A 24,558-nucleotide genomic window follows, 5' to 3' on the forward strand; every position below is an offset into this window, starting at 1 on the left:
GGGGCGATCGCCGGGTGAGTTTTGAAGTGCGATCGCCCCCGAGTCCGATTAAGTCAGGCGCTGGGAGAGGAAACCGCTTCGGTCAACTCTGGGAATACTGCACCGCGATCAAGCAGATCCTGTTTCGCCTCCTCCGAAAGCCCCATCACCTTAGAAAAAGTCGCCCCTTCTGTGATCGCGCCATTCAAATTCGCACCGCGCAAGCGAACCCGCACCAACTTGGCATGATTCAACTTCGCATCCACCATCATCGCCCGAAACAAGTTGGCCCCGGTGAAGTCCGTATAATGCAAAGTGGCATAACTCAGGTCCGCACCGCCCAAATCTGCATCGGTAAGGTCCGCACCACTTAAATCCGCACCACTGAGATTCGCGCCGGTCAAATTTGCGCCGGTTAAATTTGCACCACTGAGATTCGCACAATAGAGATTCGCCCCAATCAGGGTAGACCGAAAGAAATCACACCCTATCAGTTTGGCACGAAATAGATTCGCCCCAAACAAGCTGGTGCGAAAGAAACTGACACCACTCAACTCCGCATTACTCAGATCCGCCCGAAACAGGTCCGTATCGCGAAAATCTCTTTCTCCAGCAGCATACCGTTCTAGTAGTTCGTTAGCATCCATATTTTTAAGGGGGTTATCTTACAGCTTACTCTTCTATTTTCTCAGAATAAGGCGGTTATTTGGGAAAGTTTAAGGTTTGGCTAATAGTTGGGGTTGTGGTGAGTGAGGGTTGGAGGTGGTTGGAGGGCGATCGCATCACAGTCCAGTAATCCATTAGTCAGAATGCTGGTGTTCTGGCTCATCAAAAACTATCGCTTCATCCTGTAAATTCAAATCAGTCAATATTGAAAATACTTGCTCATTTCTATTGGCTAGATATTATAAATCAGTTGGGCGGCGAGTTCTAATTTATCCCGTTTTGTGAGAGCGTCAAATAGCGTCAAATATTGAGAAATATTGAGGGTGGCGATCGGTCTCAAATCCGTCTGCGATTCCCTACGGGATAGCTTTGCTTCACGAGGCGCTTCCGGTAACTGCCACAAATCCTCAATGGCGCTGCTGTCAGAGAAACCAACACAGCGCCATTCCCAAACTAAAAGGGCGAGGTAGCTTTCATCCCTTCGCCCTCTTGAGTCATCTCCACCGGAACCCAGGAGTCAGCTCCCCCCAGACGACTGATGCGCCTCCGTGATTTTCTTCTGATGCGCCTCCGTGACTTTCTTCACAAAATCGGGGTATTCTTCCTTGACCCAATCCGGAAATGCCAAACCCGCATCGTCTCCTAGTTGCCGCTCCAATTCTAGGAGGATATCATCATCCTCAAGTTTATTGACTAAATTAAACATCACAATGTTGTGAGGTATTTTGTTATTCACATTAAAGTCTATCTCCAAAAAACTTTTTACATCGATATCCGTACCCAAACCCAGGATCACAAACTTGACTTCCTTTTCACTGTCAATTTTTTGACAAGCTCTTTTTAGACAGTCTTCAAAGCGCGGTTCATCATCAAACAATCCATCGGTATAAATGATGAAAAATGCTCCCCGATCCTTTGTTTTACCTTCTGCCAGCCAAATATCTAAGCATCGCTCCAAAGTCGGCCCAATAAACGTCTTCGTTTTCGGTTTATTTTCTAAAAATAAGCTTTGCACTTGTGCAGCATCCCGTACTGTGATGGGATAATCTGCGACTGCGTTGCGACTAAAAAAGAAGACAGACACCGAATCACATATTTTTTCACCAGCTTTTGCAGTTGGGTCGCTCGTTTCAGAAAGAATGGAGTTGATATGCCCTTCGACAATTTCTTGGAGATACTCATACCGGCTTTGATGGCCTGTAACAGCATCTTTTCTAGTCATTGAAGCGCTTTGGTCAATTAAAATGAAAACATCCCGATTGTAAATTGTAGCAAAGGGTGCGGATCCCATAAAATCCTCCTGTAAATAATTTTCGCACTCATTAACCCAGTTCAGATTGAAAATTTGTTTGTAAATCCCGTTGGTAAGGGCTAGGTAATCCTCCTCTTTTTTGACTATCCCTGAAATCAGTAAATCCCAGTGGCGGGGATCGTATCCATCGAACTTCATGGCTCTTTTACCGGAAGCTAGAAGGCGGCTGTAGATTCTCAGCGAGGCTAACTTACTCACTTTTTGACTGGGATTCACGCGACGGAACCAGTTTTCAATCCCGTGAAAATGATTGAGCCGATCTTGCCGTCTCCAGTTGTCCAAGATATTCTCCTCGACTAGAGTATCAATATACTCCTCAACATCAATATCCTCTGATATTGCCGAACCCTTTGCCACTAAGTCACACAATACTTGGGTCAAAAAGGGTTGTCCTCCCGTCCAACTCAGGATTGCTTTGAGGACTCTGGCGGGATTGGTAGTGGCGCTTTCCAGTCCTCGTTGCAGGGGTTCGCAGTCTCCCGTCAAGTAGCTGAGTTCGATTTGCTCACCAAAATTAAATGCATAAATGTAGTTCGTCACCAAGTCCGACGGTTTGGCAACACCCAGCAACACAAACGCCAGTTGCTTCAAAGCGGGTTCGTTCCTCGTTTCCGATAGGGATTTTAGGAACCCAATAAACGTATTTTGTAACTGCCATGCAATTAAGCTTTGAATTTCATCAATAAAAATCACCAACTTTTTGTCGAAAGGGACTAAAATTTCTGTATTTAGAAATTCTTTAAATTTGAGTCCGGGCTGCACGTCTTGATTTGCGTACCAAACTCGATCCAAGGCTTTTATTAAATTTCCACCTGTCCCCTTAATAGGGAATCCGGCAAACTTGTCTAGTTCTTGACAAATACGCCGCAGTAAATTAAAATAAAATTTAACTTCGGAGTCAAAGTTTCCGAGTTCCTGTAGTGAAAGTTGCAAGCAGATGATATCTTGGTTCCTCAGTTGAGAGGCAGTTTGATTCATCAGGCTCGTTTTTCCGGATTGCCGAGGAGCTAAGATATAGCAAACGCCGCAACTGCTGCGCTCGTTTCGGACAAATTCTAGCAGGCGATCGTCTGCCTCGCGCCGCACATAGCTGGGGGCTTTGGGTTCTAAACCTCCCCCTTCCGATCTGTAAAAGCTACTTCCCACGCTCTAACCCCCAGTAGGCGTTAAAGAACTGGCGATACAATTCACAGCGAACCCGCACTTCAAAGGGATAACCTCGAATCAAACCCGCGAGTTCTAGCTGATATTTTGCAAATTCATCCGTACATCTTTCCCCTTGCACAATCTTTTTAAAGCAGGGCATTAACTCCTCATGGGCTTGTAATAATTTAAGAATTTTTCCCAAACCGTAATCAAACGGATCATTTCTACTAACTAATTCTGTAAAAATGTATTTTTTTTGCTCTACCTGAATCTCTATTTTTTGTAAATATTTGCTGAGTTCATGTGACTGCTTTTCTAAAATTTCAGGCTTGATTTCATTTTGACTCATTTGATAGAGCGCTTCATTGAGCAAAGCCGGATGACCGCCAATAAGTTGTCTGATATAATTCACTTCATTGTAGTTTAACTCCAATTTGTAGTAGTCTTTTGCCAAGTCTACGATTTGCTCGACATCAAACTCCTCTAACTCGACTTGGATTCCTACATTTTGCAGGGGAGAATCGGTGATTTCATAATGCGGGAAAGGTTCGGTTGAGTAGGCGATCGCAAGACTCGGCCATAGGATCGCGCCTTGACCCACATACTTCATTTTTCGTTCATTCCAAGACCTCAGCAGATTAAGAAATGGGGTTTGGGTTTCTTGGCGACCCAAGACTTTATCAATCCCATCGATTATCAGAGTTTTCGGCTGCTTAATCTTAGCAAAAATATGGGTTTCCAGATAATCGGTGCAGTTAGATGCTGCGGCCACATCGTCCCGCCAATACTCTCTCAGGTCGGGGGGACGCAAGTTAGGAACAATCGCGCTAAAGCTGTGGGCAACTGCATAGGTGAACTGATACAGTAGCTTATTGAGATCCCTGAATGCCCCTGGCTCAAAGTCAAAACCACCGAGATCCACAAAACCCACGATCTGCTTTTGCTCGTTTTCTAACCAATGCCGCAGTCGCATCAATAACGAAGACTTGCCCAGCCCTCGCGCCCCCTTAATCCGCAGAAACGGTACCGAAGTTTGACGACTGGAGCCAATTTGCAGCGCTTCTCGGCACAGGCGATCGGCTTGCCGTTCGATATAGAGGGGTGAGTTCAGGGGCACCACCCCCGTCATGGGCGTTATTTTTTCCGGCGCAAGATCCTGCTGCGGTTCTTCCAGGGTCGGGGTGACAACAGAGGACCCACCCAGCAGTTCGGGTTTGTACTGGCGAAATAGGGCTTTTAACTCCTCCCGTTGGGCGCGTCCCTCCAGGAAAAAGCTGCGGCTAATATTCTGAATGTGCTTGCGGACGGTAGTTTCAGCCATCACAAGCTCGCTGGCAATCTGTGCATCAGTCTTGCCAGCCAAAAACCGCTCCAACACCTGCCGTCGCCTGGGTGTCAGTTCCTCAAATGCCCTGTGAAAGCGCTGTTTGTCGTCCATGACTCTAGGATAGCCCAAAAATGGTATCTCATACACGAGAGCATACACGAACCTCATCTCGTGAGTGTTGGTACACCGTGTACGAGTACACTTGGCGCAGACTGAGTACCATGTTAATATCGTCTTACAACAAGCTCAAGCGAAAGCAAAAAAATGGTAGAGTCGGCAAACCCTACCAGCTAAATTAACAAGTAGTATTTAAACTTACTTGTTCTTCTTGTACTTGTTAGCGATATAGCAGCCTAAGAAGGGTGTTAAGAAGCCACCCAACATAGGGATCATCCAGCTTTTTTCAACAGAGTCAATCTGTGTTGAGCGGATAGTTCCCAAAAAGGCGAATAGCAGAAAACCAAACAAAAAATACTTGCCATATCGCCAAACTAAGCCCTTAGCCAAAATTGGGGCTTCTACTATCTCTTTCAAGGGCATATTGACCTCCTTATTGGTCAGGGTTCTGACTGACCAAGTTGGGGAACTCAGCGGTGGATTTGGGTTAAAAGGCTCTTTTCCTATCAGGCCAGAGTTATGATCCCTTGGTTGGTTTAAGCCGCACCAGTCGTCTGGTGCGGCTTAAAATACTTGGCAGACATTATAACACTACACTCTCTAGTGTTGTCAAGATAGAGCCACAGGTTAAACAGTGGAGAAACTCCAATGGCTTATTTTTTTGTAAATTATTGCAGATTGCCAACTATTGCCTATGTGATCCAGTAAAATAACGCTTTATAATTTTCCCCTGAAGTTTTGTTCAGAAATTTGTTGCTTACAAAATTATGTAACACATTTCATGTTATTGTTAATCTGTTATATGTTTTAAACAGCCTTGTTCTACAGAATGCACCTCAGAGGTTAATTTTCAGAGGGATTTGTTAAAATAATTAACCTCTGAGGTAGATTTCTGGGACAAGACAGTGAAACTATGGATATCGAAAACTATTTTGACTTTCTCTCCCCGGATGATATTCGGCTCAAAGGAACGAGGGTCGGGATTGAAAGTATTCTGTATGAGTACATTTATCGCGATCGCACTCCCGAGGAGATTGTCAAACACTTTTCCAGTATTACTTTAGAACAAGTTTATGCTACGATTCTTTATTATTTACACAACAAAGAAGCAGTGAGTAAGTATATTGCTGACTGGTTAGAGTGGGGACATCAGCAACGAAAAGCACAAGAGATGAACCGTCACCCAGCCGCCACCCGACTCCAGAAACTGCGAGACGAACTAGAGACAAAGAAACAGGCAAATGACCCTCAAGTATCTCATGGATGAAAATGTGGATCCGGTTTATGTAACGCAATTGCGTCAGCAAGCACCGGATCTGGTGGTTCGTGCAGTGGGAGAACCTGCCACACCTTCCACCGGAACGAAAGATCCAGAGATTCTGCTTTGGTGTGAAGAATATGAATTCATACTCGTGACGAATAACCGGCGATCGATGCCAGTTCATTTAACGGAAAATATTGCACAAAATCGCCACATTCCGGGAATTTTTATTCTCAGCCCTAGTTTAAGTATCGGTAAAAATATAGAAGAGTTGATATTGATTGCCCAAGGGTCATTTGATGATGAATATCAAGACCAAATCGTTTTTCTGCCCTTGACTCAAGTCGGTGATGTTAGGCTGTAAAGTGGATGCCTCGCCCACAGCAGTTGAATGCGATCGCATCCTTCATGTAATTGTCAATTTGTAATGGTTCAAGGCCGATAAAACAGCGATCGCACCTCCAACTACCCTAATGTCAGCACCCCTGCGGCAAAATCAGCAACCAGCGGTTTATGTCGCAACCACTGCACACCTAAAAGAATCTCTTTGACGCGATATCCTCCTAAGACAGGCACAATCCATTCTTCGTTATCAATTAGTACATTTCCCTCATAAAGATTCAAAAATACTTGTCCCCCTGCTGTCTGGACTCTTCTTGGATATCCCACAGGCAACCACCCCAAATCCTCTGCTTCTTGGGCATTAATCAGCAGCCAATCGTTGAAACCTGTATCTAGAATTGCCCTGACTGGAGAATAGGTGTCATCTACAGCAATTAACCCAATATCAAAGACTAATTCTCCCTTTCTATTAAACTGCCCTGAAATCATACTCGGTAACAGGATCCCGTTTCATTGACGCAGTAGACTGCACATTGGGCAAGGGGATATTTTGCCCGGGCCTTCTCTTCTGCTACCCGGTCATCGGAATCGAGAAAATAGTCACCACTTTCTGGCTCTATGACCATAAACCAGTCGTAATAATCGTTTATCAAATCTGCTTTTGCTCGTTCAAATACTGCGTCACAGCATTTCATTAATTTTTCTAGTTCTGCCTCTAATTTAGCTATATCTTCAGGTGAGTGCTTGCTGTGAGAGCCACTTTTAAGCTGTCGGGTAGAGCGATGAGTTTTAGATAGTTTTTTCATGGGTAATTCTCCTACATCGGTCAATCTTCTATCTCTTATTTTAACTCAGTTCATGAAGAACTCTCTCGAAAATGAGTATAAAAGGGATTGCGTATGGCAAGAGGCGCGATCGCAACTTTCATGCACTTGTCAATCAGTCATGCTTGTGGCGGATAAAATAGCGATCGCTCTTGTACCTACCCCAAGGTGAGTAACCCTGCGGCAAAATCGGCAACCAGCCGCTTATATCGCAACCACCGCACACCTAAAAGAATGTCTTTAATTTCGTCTCCCCCTAAAACGGGAACGATCCATTCCTCTTCATCTAAGAGTACGATTCCCTCGTAGCGGTTCAAAATTACTGTTCCTCCTGCTGTGCGGGCTTTGCGGGTATCCGGCTGACGCAACCATTCCAAATTCTCCGCATCTTTGTTATTAATCAGCAACCACTCATTGAACCCCGTATCGAGAATTACTCTAACAGGGCAATGAGTGCGATCGGCAGCAATTAAACCCATGTCAAAGACTAATTCTCCCTTTCTATTAAATTCTCCATCAATCATACTCGGCAACAGGCTCCGGTTTCATTGATACAGTAGATGACACAGGCAGTTGTTGGATATTTTTCATGTGCTTTTTGTACTGCCAAATCTTCATCTTCGTCGATGAAGTAGTCACCACTTTCTGGCTCAATGACCATAAACCAGTCGTAGAAATCATCTATGAGCTTAGGTTTTACTCCCTCAAAAATGGCATCACACCGTTGCATTAATGCCTCTCTTTCTGCCTTGCGTTGGGCTATTTCTTCGGTAGTGTAGTTACTATCCGGAAAGACTCTGCCCAGTCGGGGCGTGCGATCGGTGTCAGAAAGTTGTCTCATGGGTTATTCTCCTAAATCAGTTAAGCTTATATTTGTTATTTTAACTCAGTTGATGGACAAGTCGCTCGAAAATGAACAAAAAGGGATTTGGTATGATAAAAGGTGCGATCGCAACTTTTATCCCCTTGCCAATCTGTCATATTGGATAAGGGTAGAAATGGCGATTGCCTCTTGATTCAATGGTCAATTTGTAATATTAGTTAATTAAAGTATTACTAGGTTTTTCAAAACTTATCTCCGCTTAAGAATAGGATTTGTGGATTAAGTATTATTAGTTATAAAAACACCTAATCCACAACTCTAAAACTACTCTTCGGGTTCAATTCCCGCAGCCCGTAATTGAGCCGCTAATCGTTCAGCCCGTTGGCGTTCCTGTTCAGCCCGTTGGCGTTCCTGTTCAGCCCGTTGGCGTTCTTGTTCAGCCCGTTGGCGTTCCTGTTCCGCCTGTTGCCGTTCCTGTTCAATCCGTTCATTACGCCACAAGAGTAAATTGCCCGCTTCATCCCACCACCGTAGCCAGTATCCGGAACGATTTTCTCGTTGTCCTTCCCAGACTCCTAAAAATAGCTGCATTTCGGGTATCCAATACCGGCTTTGTTCATTGGCGGATTCCAGTTGATACCGCTGATTTTCTCCTAACCGATACAGTGCTAATATCCCATTCTCTAAGTCAAAAATGCCATAGTTTTGGACTAGCAAAATCTGCTCATAGTAGAAGAATTTCCCGGGGGGATAGGTTGGTTTGATAGAATATTCTCCCCCTTCGGTTTCTGATAAAAACTCTAAAATGAGGGAGGGAATTTCCCCTTGCAGTCGCGGGGTATAACTCCGCTCGACTTCCGAACGTTTAACGGTAATATGGGGAATGTAAGCCCAATCGGGTGCTTTGACGACTATTTTGCCATTGAAGGTGGCACAAATGCCGTAATTAGTGGGAGTCAAGGCACTCTCAGGGAGTTTTCCCGCTAACTCCAAACTTTCGGTTAAGGCTGCCGCCAGAGTTGGTTGATTGATGTTATCCACGGGGTCATCAGGCAGCACAAAATCATCGGGCAACTTTTCCCAGGTGATGGTGTAAGAGGGTGAGTTAGCTAACATGATGACTCCTGCCAGGGTAGGGTTCATTTTTTACTATATCATGGCTCTGAGTCTGGCGTCTTGTCGGGGTGATTGATGAATCGTCCTGACGCTTAGGGTTTGCTTGAGACATTCAGAAATTGAACCTAATGATAAATCGGTCATAGGATATCGTTGTGGTAACGATTTATCCCAAATCTGAACAAGTCGATATTTCTGCCGATGACATTTGCAGTATTATTACAGACTATGATCAGCAGGAGAGTGCAAGCCAAGAAGATGCCTAAGAAACTAAGGCGTGCGCTTTTGTCCCCTTCCACTCACCCTTAATTCTGGATTGATGAAACGACTGATTTCTCTGACGATTAGCTTACTCATTCTGGTGGTGATCTACTGGAAAATTGATTTTCCCAGGTTGGTTCAGGTGTTTCAAAATTGCGATCGCCTCTGGATGGTGGTGAGTTTGGGAATGGTTGTCCCCCTGGTGGCGATTACCAGTTGGCGTTTACAGCAGCTTGCACCCGCAAGTTCAGGGCTAGATTTTCCCGAGGCAAATCGGCTGATTCTGGCTTCTAGTGTTTTAAATATGGTATTACCCTCGAAAATGGGGGATATTGCTAAGGCTTATTTTATGCGCGATCGCGGTCATTTAAGTGGGTCTTTGGCCCTCTCGTTGGTCGTGTTTGAAAAAGCCTGTGATTTGCTCTCCTTGCTCTTATGGTGCGTTTTTGGCTTGCTCTTATATCCCGCGAAAGATGCTTTATTTTGGGCGATGACGACGGGGGTTACAGGAGGATTAATCGTTGGCTTATTCTTGTTGAGTTCTCCTCGGTTTGCGCGGTTATGTTTTGGACTAGCTTCCCGTATTGCCCCAAAAAAGATTAAAATTAAGCTTGACAAATTACGCTTTTCCTGGGGGGAAATGCACGATTACTTTTGGGGCGATCGCCGTCGGTTGGTGACGGTTACGCTTACTTCTATTTTCCTCTGGTTTTGCCATCTCTTACAAATTTGGTTCTTTATCCTCGCCCTGAATGCCTGGACGCCTTTTTTAACCAACCTTGCCCTCTCTCCCTTAGCCATTCTTGCCGGGTTGATGCCCTTAACCTTTGCAGGAGTCGGAACCAGAGATGCCGCCTTAATTCTGTTTTATCAGCCCTATTTTGGAGAAGCAACGGGAGCAGCTTTGGGATTACTCTGTACCGCTCGTTATTTGCTCCCAGCAATTGCGGGATTACCGTTTTTAGAGCGATATTTATCTACCCTCCGCACCCAAAATCGTTAGGAATCCTCTAAAATTGATTTTCCCGGAAATCGCTGCTGTTTAACTATGAATTATTTACGAAAATTCCTAACTGGCCCTATTTCCCATCGTTTCAGTCCCGTTGTTATCTTTTGGTTCAGTTTGAGCTTGACTTTTGCGGCCATTTATGGAATTATGGCGTTGCAAAAAGCCTTTAATGGTGAATATATAGTTCAGGATGATGCGAGGCAGCACGTCTTTTGGATGCAGCGATTTGTGAACCCGGACTTATTCCCAGGCGATTACATTGCCGATTATTTTCAATCCGTGGCCCCGGCAGGATATACGGCAGTTTATCGGGGAATGGCACTGTTAGGAATTGAGCCATTATTGTTCAGTAAGTTACTACCGATCGCCCTAGCTCTCATCACCACAATTTACGGTTTTGGATTAACCTTACAGTTGTTTCCGGTCCCATTGGCTGCATTTATCAGTAGTCTGCTGTTAAATCAAAGTCTATGGATGAAATTTGATGTAGTTTCCGCAACTCCCCGCGCTTTTTTATATCCCCTCTTTGTAGGATTTCTCTATTATTTATCTCGAAATCAGTTAGTTGGCAGTTGTGTGGCGATCGCCCTGTTGGGACTCTTTTATCCCCAGTATGTTTTCATCGGTTCCGCCCTCTTCCTCTTCCGTCTAATTTCTTGGCAATCCTGGCGGATTTCTCTGTCTCGCAATTGGCGGGATTATCTGTTCTCCGGAATTTGTTTAGCTGTAGCCTTTGCAGTGATGTTGCCTTATGCCTTGAAAACTAATGAATATGGTCCGGTTTTAACCGCTGCTGACGCCGTGACTTCCCCAGAATTATGGCCCGGAGGAAGGAACCCATTTTACCATGAAAACCCTTTTTATTTCTGGTTAATTGGAGAGCGATCGGGAATTCTCCCCCCTGTACTGCCGCCGCTGATTTGGGTGGGAATTGTGTTACCTTGGGTTTGTCGCTATCCCTCCCGGTTTCCTCTAGTTTCTCAACTTTCTCCAGCAGGGCAGGTATTAAAAAATCTGATTTTGGCGGCACTTTTGATGTTTTTTACGGCTCATTCTGTATTATTTAAACTGCATCTACCCAGCCGGTATATAGATCATAGTTTTAGAATTGTTTTAGCCGTAGCCACGGGAATTTTGATGGCAATTTTGATGGATTGGGCATTGAAGGTTTTAACACCCTTTTCCGGGCACAGACAACAACTTATGGCAGCAGGCATGATGCTATTTTTCACCGTCGCCCTGATTTTTTATCCCAACTATACGCCGAGTTTTCCTCGCACGAATTATCGTCCCGGACCCTTTCCGGATTTGTATCAGTTTTTCCAACAGCAACCCCAGGATAGTTTAATTGCTTCTTTAAGCGGGGAAGCGAATAATTTACCGACATTTTCCCATCGATCTATTTTAGTCGGGCGAGAATATGCAATTCCCTATCATCAGGGATATTATCGTGAATTTAGCCAACGGATGCGGGATGTAATTCGCGCTCAATATAGTGGGGATAAAACCGTGGTGCAAGGGGTGATTGAACAGTATGGCATCGATTTTTGGTTAATTGAGCAATCGGCGTTTGAACCAGGGTATTTTGCCCGAAATCGGTGGTTGCAACAGTATCAACCGCAGGCAGATGAGGCGATCGCCTCCTTGGAAGCGGGAACTGTGCCCTTCGTGGCGGAGGCGATCGCCCGTTGTACGGTGTTTAACACGGGAGATTTGTGGGTCGTCCAATCTCAGTGTATGATCAACGATTAAGAGTAAATTCTCGGCCCCTTTCACACGGTTTAATTCCGTTCCCTTTCTCCAACTTCACTCTCTTATCTATGGCAATGCCCTATTTGCATCGATTTTTGACAGGTCCCTTGGAAAAATCTCCAAAATCTACCGTGATTTTTTGGCTGACTTTAACCTTAGTCTTTGCTACATTTTATGGAAGTTTGGTATTACAGCACGCGTTTAGTATCGACTATGTGGTACAAGATGATGCACGGCAGCACGTTTTTTGGATGCAGCGTTTTATCGACCCCGAATTATTTCCTAATGATTGGATAGCCGATTATTTTCAATCCGTTGCACCAGCAGGATATACTGCCTTCTATTGGATAATTGCCAAGTTGGGTATTTCTCCGATGCTGTTGCATAAACTCCTACCTCCTATTTTAGGATTAATCACCACAGTTTTCTGTTTTGGCATCACGATGGAACTGTTGCCGGTGCCAGTTGCGGGATTTATCAGCGCGTTATTGTTAAATCATTATATCTGGATGCGGGATGATGTGATTTCAGCAACTCCCGTGGCATTTGTTTATCCCCTATTTACCGGATTTCTCTATTATTTATTGCGGCAGAACCTTTTGGGAACAGGGGTATTCGTTGCCCTTTTGGGGTTATTTTATCCGCAATGTTTGTTAGTTGCCCTTGGAGTTTTAACTTTACAATTTTTGCGTCTTACTGATTGGCGTCCTCATCGGAAGCAACCGGGAAAGCTGTATCAATTTTATGGCACTTTATTCGGAATTGCCGCGATAGTTATTATCGCTTATATGTTCAAATCTGATGATTATGGTCCCGTGATTACTGCGGCTGAAGCTAAAACTTTGCCGGAGTTTTTAAAGCGGGGTAAAAGTGAGTTTTTTAGCGAGGATTGGGGCCATTACTGGTTTACTGGACAACGCAGCGGGATGATGCCTCGATTTGGGATAATTTCCCCGCTGATTTTAGGAGCAATTTTACCCCTTCTACTCCGATTTCGTGGGGCTTTTCCTTTGTCGGGGCAGCTCAAACAGGCAGGTATTTTGCTGGAGATTATTCTGGCATCGTTAGGAATGTTTTTCTTATCTCATCTGCTGTTATTTGAATTACATTTACCCAGTCGCTACACGGAACATACCTTTAGGATTGTCAGTGCGATCGCCGCTGGAATCACCGTTACCCTGCTCATGGATACACTGCTGATTTTTGGGGAAAATATAAATAAAAAAGCTATCACTCGGGTTGGCTGTTACATCATTTTAGCCGCCCTTATTTTAGAACCTTTAGGGTTAAAGAGATTTCCTCGCACTGATTATCAATTTGGGTATTTTCCGGAATTATATGAATTTTTTGCCCAACAGCCCAAAGATATTCAAATTGCATCAGTTACCGATGAAGTGAATAATCTTCCTTCATTTAGTCAGCGGTCAATTTTGATTGGCAATGAAGGGTATGTCGTACCTTATCATAAAAGGTATTATGCAGAAATCCAGGAACGGAGTATCAATTTAATTCACGCCCATTACAGCCCCAATTTAGCAGAAGTTGAGCAGTTCATTACCGAATATGGTATTGATTTTTGGTTAATTGAGGAAGATATGTTTACAGCCTCATATCTGAAAACTGATCGCTGGATGATGCAATATCAACCGGCTGCGAATCAGGCGATCGCCCAACTGGAAAAAGGCATGACCCCGGTTTTAGCAACAGTTGGCGATCGCTGTACCGTATTCCAAATGGGTAAATTGTCTGTCTTAGATTCTGCCTGTATTCTCACTGTCGCTTCATCCCCTCTATGATCTCATCCCGCTTTCTTCGCCTTATCTCCAACTCCTCGCGACAAGGGCAGATTTTCTGGCTGATTGGAACCCTCGCTGTGGCGGCAATTTATGCAATTTTTGCCTTAAAAATTGCTTTATCTCACCCTTATATCATCCAAGATGATGCAAGGCAGCACGTCTTTTGGATGCAGCGCTTTTTAGATGCCGATTTATTTCCAGATGATGTGATGGCGGACTATTTTGAATCCGTGGCCCCGGCAGGATATACAACACTCTATCAGATTGGGGCCAAACTGGGAATTAACCCGTTTTTATTGAATAAAATCCTGCCCTTAATTCTGGTCATTGTCGCCACTTTCTATTGCTTTAAAGTCGTGATGCAGCTTTTCCCTGTGCCATTTGCCGCGTTTATCTGCGGATTGCTGCTGAATCAAAACTTTTGGTTACAAGATGATATTCCCTCCGCGACACCCGTTGCCTTTGCCTATCCCTTATTTTTAGCTTTTTTGTATTATTTGCTGCGAGAAAATATTATCCTAACGGGAGTAACCATTGCCCTCTTAGGACTATTTTATCCCCAATGTGTTTTTCTAGCATCGGGTCTTTTACTGTTCCACTGTTTGTCCTGGAATCAGGGCCGAATTTCTCTATCTCCCCACCGGAAAAATTATTTACTGTCCGGGATTGGTTTAGCTGTAGCCCTGGCAGTGATGTTACCTTATGCCTTGAAATCTTCCGAATATGGTCCAGTTTTAACCGCTGACCAAGCCAAAACTTTATGGCCCAGCTTTTTTATTGATAATCCTCTGGAATATTGGCTATGTTGGCGGCGCACAGGGATTTTTCCCAGTGAATGGTGCGAACTTTCTTTTAGTTTACCGCAAATTTGGTTAGGGGTTTTGTTGCCGGTTCTGTTGCGATTTGCTCCCCGGTTTCCTCTGGCTGAAAAAATTAGCCCCCGCCTGATTCTGTTGCCGCAATTATTGCTTGTTTCCTTGGCAATGTTTTTGGCGGCTCATGCGCTGTTATTTCAACTGCATCTTCCCAGTCGCTATACGGAACATAGTCTGAGACTGGTGATGCCGATCGCCGGGGCCATTTCTTTGACGTTAATTTTAGAATGGTTGGTTCAAAAACTGCGGACGACTCAGGCAAAAACCTACCGATTCATTTGGGGACTAACAGCTACTGTCTTGTTGACAATTTTGCTAATTTATCCGATTCTTTTGAGAAAATTTCCCGATGTGGATTACAAAATTGGGAAATTTTCACCCCTCTATGAATTTTTATCCACCCAACCCAAAGATACTTTAATTGCCTCCATTGCTGAAGAAACCGATAATCTGCCTGCTTTTACCAATCGGTCTATTTTGGTCAGCCCCAGCTATGTGATTGGATATCATCAGACCTATTATCAAGAACTCAATCAACGGGCGATTGAAATTTTGAGTGCTCAATATAGTGAAAAATTGGATGCCGTCCAGCAAGCGATTCAAAAATATGGGATTGATTTATGGATTGTAGAACGCTCCGCTTTTACCCCGGAGTATTTAGAAAAAAGCCCGTGGTTGCGCCGCTTTCAACTAACCGAAACTCAACCGCTTTTTAAGGCGGCCAAGCAAGCTGAGGCAGCACTGCGACGGGGAACAGTTCCGGCATTAGTAAAAGCGATCGCCCCTTGTACTGAGTTTGAGGCGGGCGATTTTGTCGTACTCCAGGCAGAGTGTCTGACAAAGCGCCCCCGGTAGCGACCCCCCAAATTTGAGGCGATCGCTCACTTATTTTTTACCCTTCCCCGAGGGAAACTGCTCGATCTGCGCGGAACCATAAAAGACGATTTCCTGGTTTTGCAGTCGAATCCGATCCACCCGCAATTGGGTTCCCTCTAAAGCAAATTTATCTAAGTCCAGCAGGTTATTGACATGATTAATCAACTCCTTGCCCAACTCAACCGCCTTCTCATCTCCGCCATAACTCACTTCGATAAATTGGATTTTCCTGCGTTCTTCCACCTGAACGCTGGCGGTCATATCCAGGGCGATCGTTGTGTCAGAGTTGCCTAGACTCACTTGGGACAAGATTTGAATTCTCTTATCTGGGGTGAGATTGACCTGAGTTTGGTGAAAATTCAGGGACTCACCTTGATACTGTAATCTTTGAAGTTTTTCGACGACAAACGGTGTATTAAAGGAAGTGTTTAAGTCTGCCTCGGTTAAAACCACTCTCAGGGTGGCGCTGGTGGGTCGTCGTAACTGGACTTGACCGGCAAAAATCGCACCAATATCAATGGCAACGGCTTGCAAGTACAACTCCATGTTCTCGATCCGCAGGCCATTATACATCAGCATTCCTTTGCCAATGAAGTCAAAGCCATCGACGCTGCCCTGCAACAGCTTTGTTACGGGTTCTGCTCGGACATTGGCTTCAACTTTTTCAGATTTCTTGAACAACGCAGCGATCGCGGCTCCCGCTACTTTACTAACGAGGGCATCACCACTTTGATTTTGAAACGGTTTACTGCCAAACAATGAGGATACCATTTTTTTGCAGGTTTGTTTACCGCTCTATTATAACGGTTCATTACAAAATGTAAACTTTTGTGATGGTTATAGACATCATAAGGCAAACCAGGGGTGACCGTGGGCAACAGAGGGAGAATTGGGGAATTGACCGGGGTTGATTTGTCGTCCCTCAACCCCTTAACCCTATAGCCCGTCGTCTTTTCACGGGTTGAATTTCTTTGATGGCCCTGCCCTGGATCTGGGGAAAATAGGGTGGGGTCTGTACCCAGATTGGAGGAAACTGACCTCAAAAAATCTACCTTTTTAAGGAGAAATTCCCCCAAAACTCCCTTCTTAAGTTCATCCTTCCGACGTTCTCCGTTCTCCCAAAGGCGTCCCTTCCACACAAGCGCCTTCCAGTCTTGCTCCTTGCCATTCAGCTTGCTCCATCGTTGCACAGAGCAAGTTAGACCCAGTTAAATTGGCTCCACATAAAATGGCCCCATTGAGATTGGCTTCTTCTAAGTCAGCAGAGGATAAGTCAGCGCCGGAAAGGTTCGCGGAACTCAGTTCAGCCCCTTGCAGAATGGCCCGATTCAACAGGGTTCCGCGCAAATCCGCCCCGCGCAAGTCTATCCCGCTCAAATCTAATTGGCTACAGATGGACCCGGCTAAAAAAGCCCCAGCAAAGCTGGTATTGCGCAGGTTGGCATCGACTAAAATCGCCCCGCGCAAGTCGGCATTCCGACAATCCGCCCCAGATAAGATGGCCCCGGTGAGGTCGGCACCCCGTAAGTTAGCTCGCAATTGCGCCCCGCGCAGGTCGGCCCCGGATAGATTGGCTCCCATTAAATTGGCTCCTTGCAAGTCTGCCAGGGCCAGATTAGCGCCGCTTAAGTCGGCCCCCGAAAGGTCGGCATTTCGCAAATTTTTAATTTTTCCTTGTCGAATCTCTTGTAAATCCATGAAATTTGGGTGAGTGGGTGGGTGGGGGATAGGGGGGATAGGGGGGATAGGGGGGATGGGGAGGATAGGGAGGATAGGGGGGATGGGGGGGATGGGGAGGATGGGGAGGATGGGGAGGATAGGGGGGATGGGGGGGATGGGGAGGATAGGGGGGATGGGGGGATGGGGAGGATGGGGAGGATAGGGGGGATGGGGAGGATGGGGGAGATGGGGAGAAACGGAGGGCAAACGACTGAAGTCGTTACTAAGAAATCAGAAAGATAACGACTGAAGTCGTTACTAAGAACATTCTTTCTATCCTCCCCATCTCCCCCATCTCCCCCATCCTCCCCATCTCCCCCATCTCCCCCATCTCCCCCATCCTCCCCATCTCCCCCATCCCCCCCATCTCCCCCATCTTCCCCATCTCCCCCATCTCGATGGCGGTCTCCCCCATCTTCCCCATCTCCCCCATCCTCCCCATCTCCCCATCTCCCCAACTAGGCTTCTTCTAACCAAACATTGGGCAATTGAGAGGGGCGATCGGGGAGTTGCATGAGGCCCATTTCTGTAAGTCGGACGATATGGGAGAGGGTATCGACTAATTGGGGGTCAAACCGGGTATTACTGCGAGCTTGACATTTTTCGAGGGCATCGGATAGACTGCGGGCCGATCGCGAACCGCGAGATTGAGTGAGTTCTTGGAAATAGGACACTAACCCCAGAATTTGTGATTCTAGGGGAATATCTTGCCTTCGCAGTCCATCAGGTTTGCCACTGCCGTCCCAGTATTCCAGGTGATGTTTGACAATGTGGGTCACCGGGGCTAGTTCGGGCATGGCAGAGAGTAATTGAGCGCTGAGAATAGCCCGATCGCGCCAAAAGGTTAAGCTGACTTCATCTAACTCTCGGGAGGTTTTGGCAAAAATTTCTAGGGGTGCCGAAACTAACCCAATCCGGAAGAGTAACCCCGCCAGTCGCAGTCGCCGCAGTTGCAGGGTGGGCAAATCTAGCAATTGACCGACGGTTTCAGATAAGGCAGAAACTTGTAGGCAGGCGCAGGGATTGGCTTGATCCCGTTCATCCACGCGCTGGGCCATGCGTAAGAAGGCTTGCAGTTTATTCGCATTCAAATTCCGGCTGATTTTCAGGGCGCGTCCTTCTAATTCCCAGAGTTCGCGGGTTTGGCGGCTCATGGTCACCAGTTGCTGTTGCGACGTTTGCAGGTAGGTGACGATGCGGTTAACCACCCCGGTCATATCGGTCTGGGGAAGACCTTCGGTGTTGAGGATATCCTGGAGTTGTTGGCCCAGGCGATCGCACAGGGGGGAATTGTAGGGCCGAAATGCCTCGATTAAAATTTCTGCGGATTTGGTGACAAGTTGTTGGTCAAAGGTCCACATTCCATAGAATTTGCGTTCCATATCTACGGAAGGTTGACCTTCGGGTAAATACTCTTCGTCAGAAAGCTCGTGGCATAACAGCATTGCCCGATAGGTGGGCGCGATAATGATTAAATTCCATTCATTAACTAAGCTATCCTCCGGATCCAGTTCCACTAAGGAGACGTTTTCCAGTTGGCTGGTGCGGTGGGTGCTAAAGCCACTATCCGAGAGGGCTGCGATCGCCACGTGGCCGGAATGCTGGGCCAGGTCCCAATATCGTTCCGCTTCTTGCAAGTACCACTTACCTTGTTGAAAGGTGACTAAAACCAGGGGTTTCTGGTCCGAGTCCGTGGGGGAAGAGTCTAAAAGATGATCTTCGAGGGCGTGGCACAGGGCCACGAGGGTATTCTTAAAGTAAACTCCATAGCTAGAAGGCAGTTGTCCTTGAGGACAGGCGGCTTTTAGCTGGTTGAGTGTGGATTCCGGATTCATCTTATAGGGTGATTTATTATTTTCCCCATCATACCGGCAATGGGGACTGCTGTGAATGTGCGTCGGGTTTAAACGAAATCAAAGGCGTCTAAGCTGGTGGCGATGACATTTTGCAACCGAGCATAATATTCCCCGGTTTCGCGATCGCGAAGGATGGTATCCCCCGCAAAAGCATCTGTCCCTTGATAGATTTCCAAACGCGCAAAGGTGAGATTGCCGACGAATTCGATGATATCTTCCCCGTTGGTAAAATCCGTAATCAGATCAGCTTCGGTGAGACTGTTTCCCCCGGTGTCCGGACCGATGCCAAAGCTATCGTTACCTGGACCTCCGGTGAGGCTATCGCGACCGGAATCGCCAAAGAGGCGATCGTTGCCCCCGCCGCCAAAGAGGATATCGTTACCGTCTCCTCCATAGATGCGATCGCTGTTTTCCCCTCCATAGATAATGTCCTCCCCGGCACCACCATACAGGTGATTATTTCCCGCACCGCCATAGATAATATCCTTACCTGTACCGCCCTCTATGCCATCGTTGCCTTCCTGTCCATAGAGAATATTGTTCCCGGCGACTCCATAGATAATGTCATTCCCTTCGCGTCCGTGGATAACGTCATCGCCCGGGGAGCCGGTAATGCGATCGTCTACCCGGCTCAGTCCGAGTGCGGAAGCTTGGCTGAGGGTTTTCTCCATCCCCCGGTTGTTAGTATTGTTGTAGTTCAGACTTAAGGAATCAATCTCTAAGGCGTTATAGGCCGGGTCTTCACTGCTAATAGCATAGTGAATCCCCACCGAGGGCGTTCCGTGTTGGAAACTGCGACTCGGTACATAGGGAACATCTAAGGCATTCACCATGATGCTTTGGGAGACGTTCCAGTTTTCTGGGGTAAAGGTGATGGTGAAGTTGGCGGTTTCTTCCGAGGTGGAGTCACCCTGGGGAAAGCCCTGTGCCATCGTTAAGAGGCTCTGCGGCAGTTCTACCGTGATGGTAACGGTGTCCGTCGGCTTCTGGGAAAGGGCGATTTTATACGAGTCCCCCCTGAACCCTTGAAGAACCTCCGTACTGCCAATGGGTTGGATTAATCTCACCCCACCCGGGGTCACGGGAGGGGGAACATCGACCAGGGTCACCTCGGCGGAACCCACTTCCCGTCCATTGTAATCGGGGTCAGCACTGGTAGCTTGATGATGGATTTCCAAAGGACGATCGCCTTGCTCAATCTCATCGGCGATCGCGGTCAGGGTGACGGGTTGGGGGATGTCCCAGTTATCTGGGGTGAAAATGAGCGGATTTAGGGGTTCAATTCCCTCCCCCATCTGATGGGTGATGGTGACATCGGCGGTGGGTTTACGACTCAGAACCACCGAGTAGAGTTCTCGACTGCTACCTTCCGGGACTTCCAAGATCTCTTGGGTCGGGGTGATAATCAGTTTGGGAAGCTCCGAAACGCTTGCCTTCAAACCTTTAGCATAGATTCCATAACCACTCCCGTCGTAATTTTGACTTTGCCAGACCAGGATGAAGTTACCTTGATGGTTCTGGATGATCGCCGGGGAGGTTTGAGTGCCCTCGGTGTCAGCATTGATGGGTGCGGTTTCCTCGGGATTGAGAAGAGTTCCCTCGCGATTGTAGCGCTTGACGTAGATATCAGAGGTGGGGGAATTATTTTCGTCTGAATAGGCGATCGCGAGGCTTCCGTCGGCACCTATTGCTACAGCTTTAGTGGCAACGTTGATTCCCGGATCGAGTTTAATTTCACCCCCGATCGCTTCGCCGGAATCAAACTCATAGCGTTGAGCATACAGACCCCCGGCTGCATTGCCTCCGCCACTTTCCCAAGAGACTGAGAAGGTTGATCCATCGGGGGCGATCGCCACCATTGGGTTCTCTTGATTAGCCTGACTGGTGGTATTGACGTTAAATGGTTGCAAATCCAGTGGCCCGCTAGTGTCGAAGCGGCGGGCTACAATATTGCGAGCGGGTCCTCCTTGATTTCCGGGGGTAATTTGCTGCCACGCAATGACATAATTGCCGTTAGCGGACATTGCGATCGTGGGGTTAGCTGCATTGATTCCCCCGTTAGTCACCTGAAAGTCTTGAATCAGTCCGTTTTGGGCGTTGTATTGTTCCACGAAGATGTCTGCATTCGCGCCCTTGCCCTGGGCCCCCACCACGAGAATGTTTCCTTGACCATCGATAGCCAGAGATCCCTGGTTTCCGGCGTTGGTGAGTGAGGTGGCGATCGCCTCTCCTACGGGATTTCTAGCACTGTCATACCGCTGGAGAAATATACCGTTTTCCGAACCCGCTTCTTCCCAGGCGATCGCAAAGCTGCCATCGGCGGCGATCGCTACTACGGGATCTTTGAGATTGTTACCTGGGGCAACTTCAAACTCATCCCCGACGGGATTGCCCTGATTGTCATACTGTTGGGCATAAATCCCCGGGGGATTCCCCAGGCTTTCCCAGACGACTAGCGTCAGTCCCTGTCCATTGCTGGCAATTCGAGGGTTAACCTGATCTCCCTCCACGGTTGTATTAACTTGACTATCTAAACCCAATGTTGTTAGCTCAGGCATATACACTCCTCCCTTTATGAAAAAACCCTATATCCCCCAAGGTTTGTGGAAACGACTAACCTTCTGAATTATTGGACTCTTTCATCAAGATCGAGGCAATAACATTCAGGACTTGACTTGATCTTAAGTGTTTGTTACCGATTTAGATATGGCCCAATCGAGAGAACTTTAGTCCTAGACTGGATTAATCAGGTATTCACATCTCTCTCAAAATACATAGAGGCGGCGATTCAGTGCTCACCTCTTATACCCTAGGATGGATACATCTCTCCTATTTTGGTGCGTTGGCGATCGCTTCTTCCATACCGGGCATCGGTGTTCTCACCCTAGGTCCTTTAGTCATAAATCCCTAAATGTCTAAATGTTATAGTGGTTTTCCTCAATATAACATGATTATCCGGACCGTCAATTAAAGGACCCTGTGGAAAATACGCAGATAACGTGAGACTCTATATAGTTTTATTAAGATTTGTAAAGATTTCTGGGGATTGACGAAATTGACACCGATAGGGGATAGCCCAGGTAGATTTACTTGGGTTATCCCCTATCCGTCGAGAGAACCGGGATAGGGTGGGGAATTTCACCTCCTTGCGCTGTTTTTAGGCAAATCCTGGGTTCAAGGGGAGGATCGGCCTTTTGACTCCAAATAATGCCGATTTAAAATTACCACCTGTTTCTTCCTGGATTTCAGCGAAATTTTCAGGTTACCAAGGACTACCAATCATGACAAAAGCAGCCCAGTAATAGGGATGATTAAGATTTTGATTGGCTAAATGTTTGAGTTCCGGGGGCAGAGAAATTTTCCGAGATGGATTGTTAGCAATCCACTCACCCTGTTCAATCTGCCAGTCTCCCTGAATCATTGCTATTTGAGCACGGCGTAAGGCTTCGGCTTTAATGTAAGGTCGGGTGGAGGAAGGGGTACCATCTTCCTTAGTCCATCCGGATCTAAATTGATTGTAAAACTCATTCATTAAGGCTACAGTTCCTTCATCACTGATGTACCAAATACTGGCTAAAGCCGATTTAACACCGGCCTGAACTGCTAACCCGGCAAACCCCAACTCCGCATTGCGATCGCCGATTGCAGTGCGACAAGCCGATAGCACTAATAATTCCACGGGCGGTTCGTTCCATTTCAGTCGGCGCAGTTCCGAAAGCGGTAAGGTTGTATCCCATAACTGAATAAAAGAATTACTGGGAGACCCCGGTTTAAAATCAGCGTGAGTTGCCAAATGAATCATCTGGAAAGCTTCTTTCTGACGTTGTTCTTGGAGATTTTTTAACGTCAAATTTTCATTCAAAAAAGCTTGACCTGGCCACTCCGTTAGAATACTGGCAATTTCCACCGGGACCGCCGGTAACGGATACAGTTCAGAAAATTCTGAGACTCCCATTGCCAAGAGTTGGGCATTGTTCAACGGGTTATAATTCATTTCCGTTAAATTTACACTGGGAATGAGGCCAATGGTGTAGTTTTCAATGAGAAATTGCTGCCCATCGTATAAGGCAGCAACCGGAAGCGATCGCAATCCCTCATCCATTGAAAACATCAAAGTATCAATTTCCAGGTCTACCAGGTCCGCTGCTAAGGGTTGAATCAACCATTCATAGAGTTGTTGGGCAGGAACTTGGTAACTTTTGGTCGTGCGCGATCGCGGGTCGGCAATGGCCTTCCTAAAATCGGTGACAACTTTCAAAAGTGTTTCTCGATCTGCCGCTTCAACTTTTTTGTAAATTGGATCACCTTTGCTGGGCATAAGAATTAAGTCTAATTCTTGCTCTCGGACGAAGGTATAAAGTATCGCTGGCTTAGTCCCCGTCGGTTCAGAATCATGGACTATTTTTTCTTGTAAGGCGCTAAAAGTTCGGAAATTACGCGCTACGGGTTGACCTAAATAAACCCCCAGTTCTTCGGTAAAATACATATCCAGAAGGCTAACCGCTTCCGCTATATTTCCCCCATCAACCTGTTGTTCAATATCTATCCGGCTAACGGTGCGAATGTTTAACCCACTTTCGGATTGAGACAACTGTGATATATCGGAAGTTTGAGCTAAATCTAACCGTCCAGAACCCATCCCCTCGACAGAAGGAAGAGGTGGAGGTGGCACTAGGGTATTCGCAATCTCTGTTTCTCCTAAATTCGGCGCAACTTCTAATTGCAGCGATCGCAGGTTACGAACGATCGCATCGGATGCCGATACCCCGTTTGGAGTTGACGGATCAATCGGAGGGGTGGGGACCAGCGGTGCGATCGGGGTATTCTCTCCGCCGTTATTACCGGGTATAACTGGGTTGGATATATTCCCTCCCGGCGCATTGCTCGAATCCGGTTCCGGTGAAATAATGAACGGTGGAGGCACTGGATTCGGCTGTATTGCAGGAGCGACAATCGGTCCGGTTGATGGATTATCTGACCCTATGGGTGGAGAAGTTGGAGTGGGTTGAGTCGGTGTTTCTGTCCCCGGTTGCGTAGGCGTTTCTGTCCCCGGTTGCGTAGGCGTTTCTGTTTCCGGTTGAGTCGGAGTTCCTGTCCCCGGTTGCGTAGGCGTTTCTGTCCCCGGTTGCGTAGGCGTTTCTGTTTCCGGTTGAGTCGGAGTTCCTGTCCCCGGTTGCGTTGGAGTTCCTGTCCCCGGTTGCGTAGGCGTTTCTGTTCCCGGTTGCGTAGGCGTTTCTGTTTCCGGTTGAGTCGGAGTTCCTGTCCCCGGTTGAGTCGGAGTTCCTGTCCCCGGTTGAGTCGGAGTTCCTGTCCCCGGTTGAGTCGGAGTTCCTGTTCCCGGTTGAGTCGGAGTTCCTGTTCCCGGTTGCGTAGGAGTTCCTGTTCCCGGTTGAGTCGGAGTTCCTGTTCCCGGTTGCGTAGGAGTTCCTGTTCCCGGTTGCGTAGGAGTTCCTGTTCCCGGTTGCGTAGGCGTTTCTGTTCCCGGTTGAGTCGGAGTTTCT

23 protein-coding genes are annotated in these 24,558 nt (G+C 46.8%); 7 read left to right on the forward strand and 16 right to left on the reverse strand.

Going from position 1 to position 24,558, the window contains the following annotated elements; translation table 11 throughout:
* Positions 1-53 precede the first annotated feature (53 nt).
* From NG792_RS03900 to NG792_RS03920, 5 genes are all read right to left on the reverse strand, one after another.
* Positions 54-626, reverse strand: coding sequence for a pentapeptide repeat-containing protein (locus tag NG792_RS03900; protein ID WP_261234606.1), 573 nt, complete (start codon positions 624-626; stop codon positions 54-56).
* Positions 627-877: 251 nt separating this feature from the next.
* The gene (locus NG792_RS03905; RefSeq protein ID WP_261234607.1) at positions 878-1,048 is read right to left on the reverse strand and encodes a hypothetical protein; all 171 of its coding nucleotides are present in this window, start codon (positions 1,046-1,048) and stop codon (positions 878-880) included.
* 114 nt (positions 1,049-1,162) lie between these two features.
* Positions 1,163-3,103, reverse strand: coding sequence for an AAA-like domain-containing protein (locus NG792_RS03910; protein WP_261234609.1), 1,941 nt, complete (start codon positions 3,101-3,103; stop codon positions 1,163-1,165).
* On the reverse strand, positions 3,093-4,541 hold the full coding sequence (locus tag NG792_RS03915; RefSeq protein ID WP_261234610.1) for an AAA-like domain-containing protein: 1,449 nt from the start codon (positions 4,539-4,541) through the stop codon (positions 3,093-3,095). The genes NG792_RS03910 and NG792_RS03915 overlap by 11 nt, the downstream gene beginning before the upstream one ends.
* A gap of 204 nt (positions 4,542-4,745) precedes the next feature.
* The gene (locus tag NG792_RS03920) at positions 4,746-4,970 is read right to left on the reverse strand and encodes a hypothetical protein (protein ID WP_261234611.1); all 225 of its coding nucleotides are present in this window, start codon (positions 4,968-4,970) and stop codon (positions 4,746-4,748) included.
* Positions 4,971-5,460: 490 nt separating this feature from the next.
* On the opposite strand from NG792_RS03920, the gene NG792_RS03925 reads away from it, so the two are divergent.
* Positions 5,461-5,814: a DUF433 domain-containing protein gene (locus NG792_RS03925; protein ID WP_261234613.1), complete on the forward strand. Its 354-nt coding sequence runs from the start codon at positions 5,461-5,463 to the stop codon at positions 5,812-5,814.
* Positions 5,789-6,172 (forward strand): DUF5615 family PIN-like protein, encoded by a 384-nt coding sequence (locus NG792_RS03930; protein WP_261234615.1) that lies wholly within the window; start codon positions 5,789-5,791, stop codon positions 6,170-6,172. The genes NG792_RS03925 and NG792_RS03930 overlap by 26 nt, the downstream gene beginning before the upstream one ends.
* A 101-nt stretch (positions 6,173-6,273) precedes the next feature.
* On the opposite strand, the gene NG792_RS03935 is transcribed toward NG792_RS03930, so the two are convergent.
* From NG792_RS03935 to NG792_RS03950, 4 genes are all read right to left on the reverse strand, one after another.
* Complete coding sequence (locus tag NG792_RS03935) at positions 6,274-6,639, reverse strand: aspartyl protease (RefSeq protein ID WP_261234616.1); 366 nt, start codon at positions 6,637-6,639, stop codon at positions 6,274-6,276.
* On the reverse strand, positions 6,636-6,956 hold the full coding sequence (locus tag NG792_RS03940) for a hypothetical protein (protein ID WP_261234617.1): 321 nt from the start codon (positions 6,954-6,956) through the stop codon (positions 6,636-6,638). Before NG792_RS03940 ends, NG792_RS03935 begins: the two co-directional genes overlap by 4 nt.
* Positions 6,957-7,132: 176 nt before the next feature.
* Positions 7,133-7,498: an aspartyl protease gene (locus NG792_RS03945; protein WP_261234696.1), complete on the reverse strand. Its 366-nt coding sequence runs from the start codon at positions 7,496-7,498 to the stop codon at positions 7,133-7,135.
* Positions 7,495-7,815 carry a hypothetical protein gene (locus NG792_RS03950; RefSeq protein WP_261234619.1) on the reverse strand — a complete coding sequence of 107 codons (321 nt, stop codon included), beginning with the start codon at positions 7,813-7,815 and terminating at the stop codon, positions 7,495-7,497. Before NG792_RS03950 ends, NG792_RS03945 begins: the two co-directional genes overlap by 4 nt.
* A gap of 52 nt (positions 7,816-7,867) precedes the next feature.
* Here NG792_RS03950 and NG792_RS03955 point away from each other — a divergent pair, with 52 nt between their 5' ends.
* A complete protein-coding gene (locus tag NG792_RS03955) occupies positions 7,868-7,990 on the forward strand; it encodes a hypothetical protein (RefSeq protein WP_261234621.1) in 123 nt (40 codons plus the stop codon).
* A gap of 131 nt (positions 7,991-8,121) precedes the next feature.
* Here NG792_RS03955 and NG792_RS03960 read toward each other — a convergent pair whose 3' ends face one another.
* Positions 8,122-8,913: a Uma2 family endonuclease gene (locus tag NG792_RS03960; protein ID WP_261234622.1), complete on the reverse strand. Its 792-nt coding sequence runs from the start codon at positions 8,911-8,913 to the stop codon at positions 8,122-8,124.
* A 319-nt stretch (positions 8,914-9,232) separates the two neighbouring features.
* On the opposite strand from NG792_RS03960, the gene NG792_RS03965 reads away from it, so the two are divergent.
* The 4 genes from NG792_RS03965 (at position 9,233) to NG792_RS03980 (ending at position 15,461) form a co-directional block, all read left to right on the forward strand.
* Positions 9,233-10,177 (forward strand): lysylphosphatidylglycerol synthase transmembrane domain-containing protein, encoded by a 945-nt coding sequence (locus NG792_RS03965; protein ID WP_261234623.1) that lies wholly within the window; start codon positions 9,233-9,235, stop codon positions 10,175-10,177.
* Between the two features lie 45 nt (positions 10,178-10,222).
* On the forward strand, positions 10,223-11,935 hold the full coding sequence (locus tag NG792_RS03970) for a hypothetical protein (protein ID WP_261234624.1): 1,713 nt from the start codon (positions 10,223-10,225) through the stop codon (positions 11,933-11,935).
* A gap of 68 nt (positions 11,936-12,003) precedes the next feature.
* Entirely contained in the window at positions 12,004-13,731 is a 1,728-nt protein-coding gene (locus NG792_RS03975) for a hypothetical protein (RefSeq protein WP_261197696.1), read from the forward strand.
* The gene (locus NG792_RS03980; protein WP_261197697.1) at positions 13,728-15,461 is read left to right on the forward strand and encodes a hypothetical protein; all 1,734 of its coding nucleotides are present in this window, start codon (positions 13,728-13,730) and stop codon (positions 15,459-15,461) included. The genes NG792_RS03975 and NG792_RS03980 overlap by 4 nt, the downstream gene beginning before the upstream one ends.
* Positions 15,462-15,491: 30 nt before the next feature.
* Here the strand turns inward: NG792_RS03980 and NG792_RS03985 are convergent, their stop codons facing one another.
* The 6 genes from NG792_RS03985 to NG792_RS04010 all read right to left on the reverse strand — a co-directional run.
* Positions 15,492-16,253, reverse strand: coding sequence for an LmeA family phospholipid-binding protein (locus NG792_RS03985; RefSeq protein ID WP_261197698.1), 762 nt, complete (start codon positions 16,251-16,253; stop codon positions 15,492-15,494).
* Positions 16,254-16,574: 321 nt separating this feature from the next.
* A complete protein-coding gene (locus NG792_RS03990) occupies positions 16,575-17,180 on the reverse strand; it encodes a pentapeptide repeat-containing protein (RefSeq protein ID WP_261197704.1) in 606 nt (201 codons plus the stop codon).
* Positions 17,181-17,424: 244 nt separating this feature from the next.
* Positions 17,425-17,634, reverse strand: a complete 210-nt coding sequence (locus tag NG792_RS03995) for a hypothetical protein (RefSeq protein WP_261234625.1) — start codon at positions 17,632-17,634, stop codon at positions 17,425-17,427.
* 25 nt (positions 17,635-17,659) lie between these two features.
* Entirely contained in the window at positions 17,660-19,036 is a 1,377-nt protein-coding gene (locus NG792_RS04000) for an HD domain-containing phosphohydrolase (RefSeq protein WP_261199436.1), read from the reverse strand.
* A 68-nt stretch (positions 19,037-19,104) separates the two neighbouring features.
* Entirely contained in the window at positions 19,105-21,615 is a 2,511-nt protein-coding gene (locus NG792_RS04005) for a calcium-binding protein (protein WP_261234626.1), read from the reverse strand.
* Between the two features lie 704 nt (positions 21,616-22,319).
* Positions 22,320-24,558 (reverse strand): CHAT domain-containing protein (locus tag NG792_RS04010; RefSeq protein ID WP_261234627.1); only part of this gene is annotated, 2,239 nt, incomplete at its 5' end.

Source organism: Laspinema olomoucense D3b, assembly GCF_025370785.1.
Taxonomy (GTDB): Bacteria; Cyanobacteriota; Cyanobacteriia; order Cyanobacteriales; family Laspinemataceae; genus Laspinema; species Laspinema olomoucense.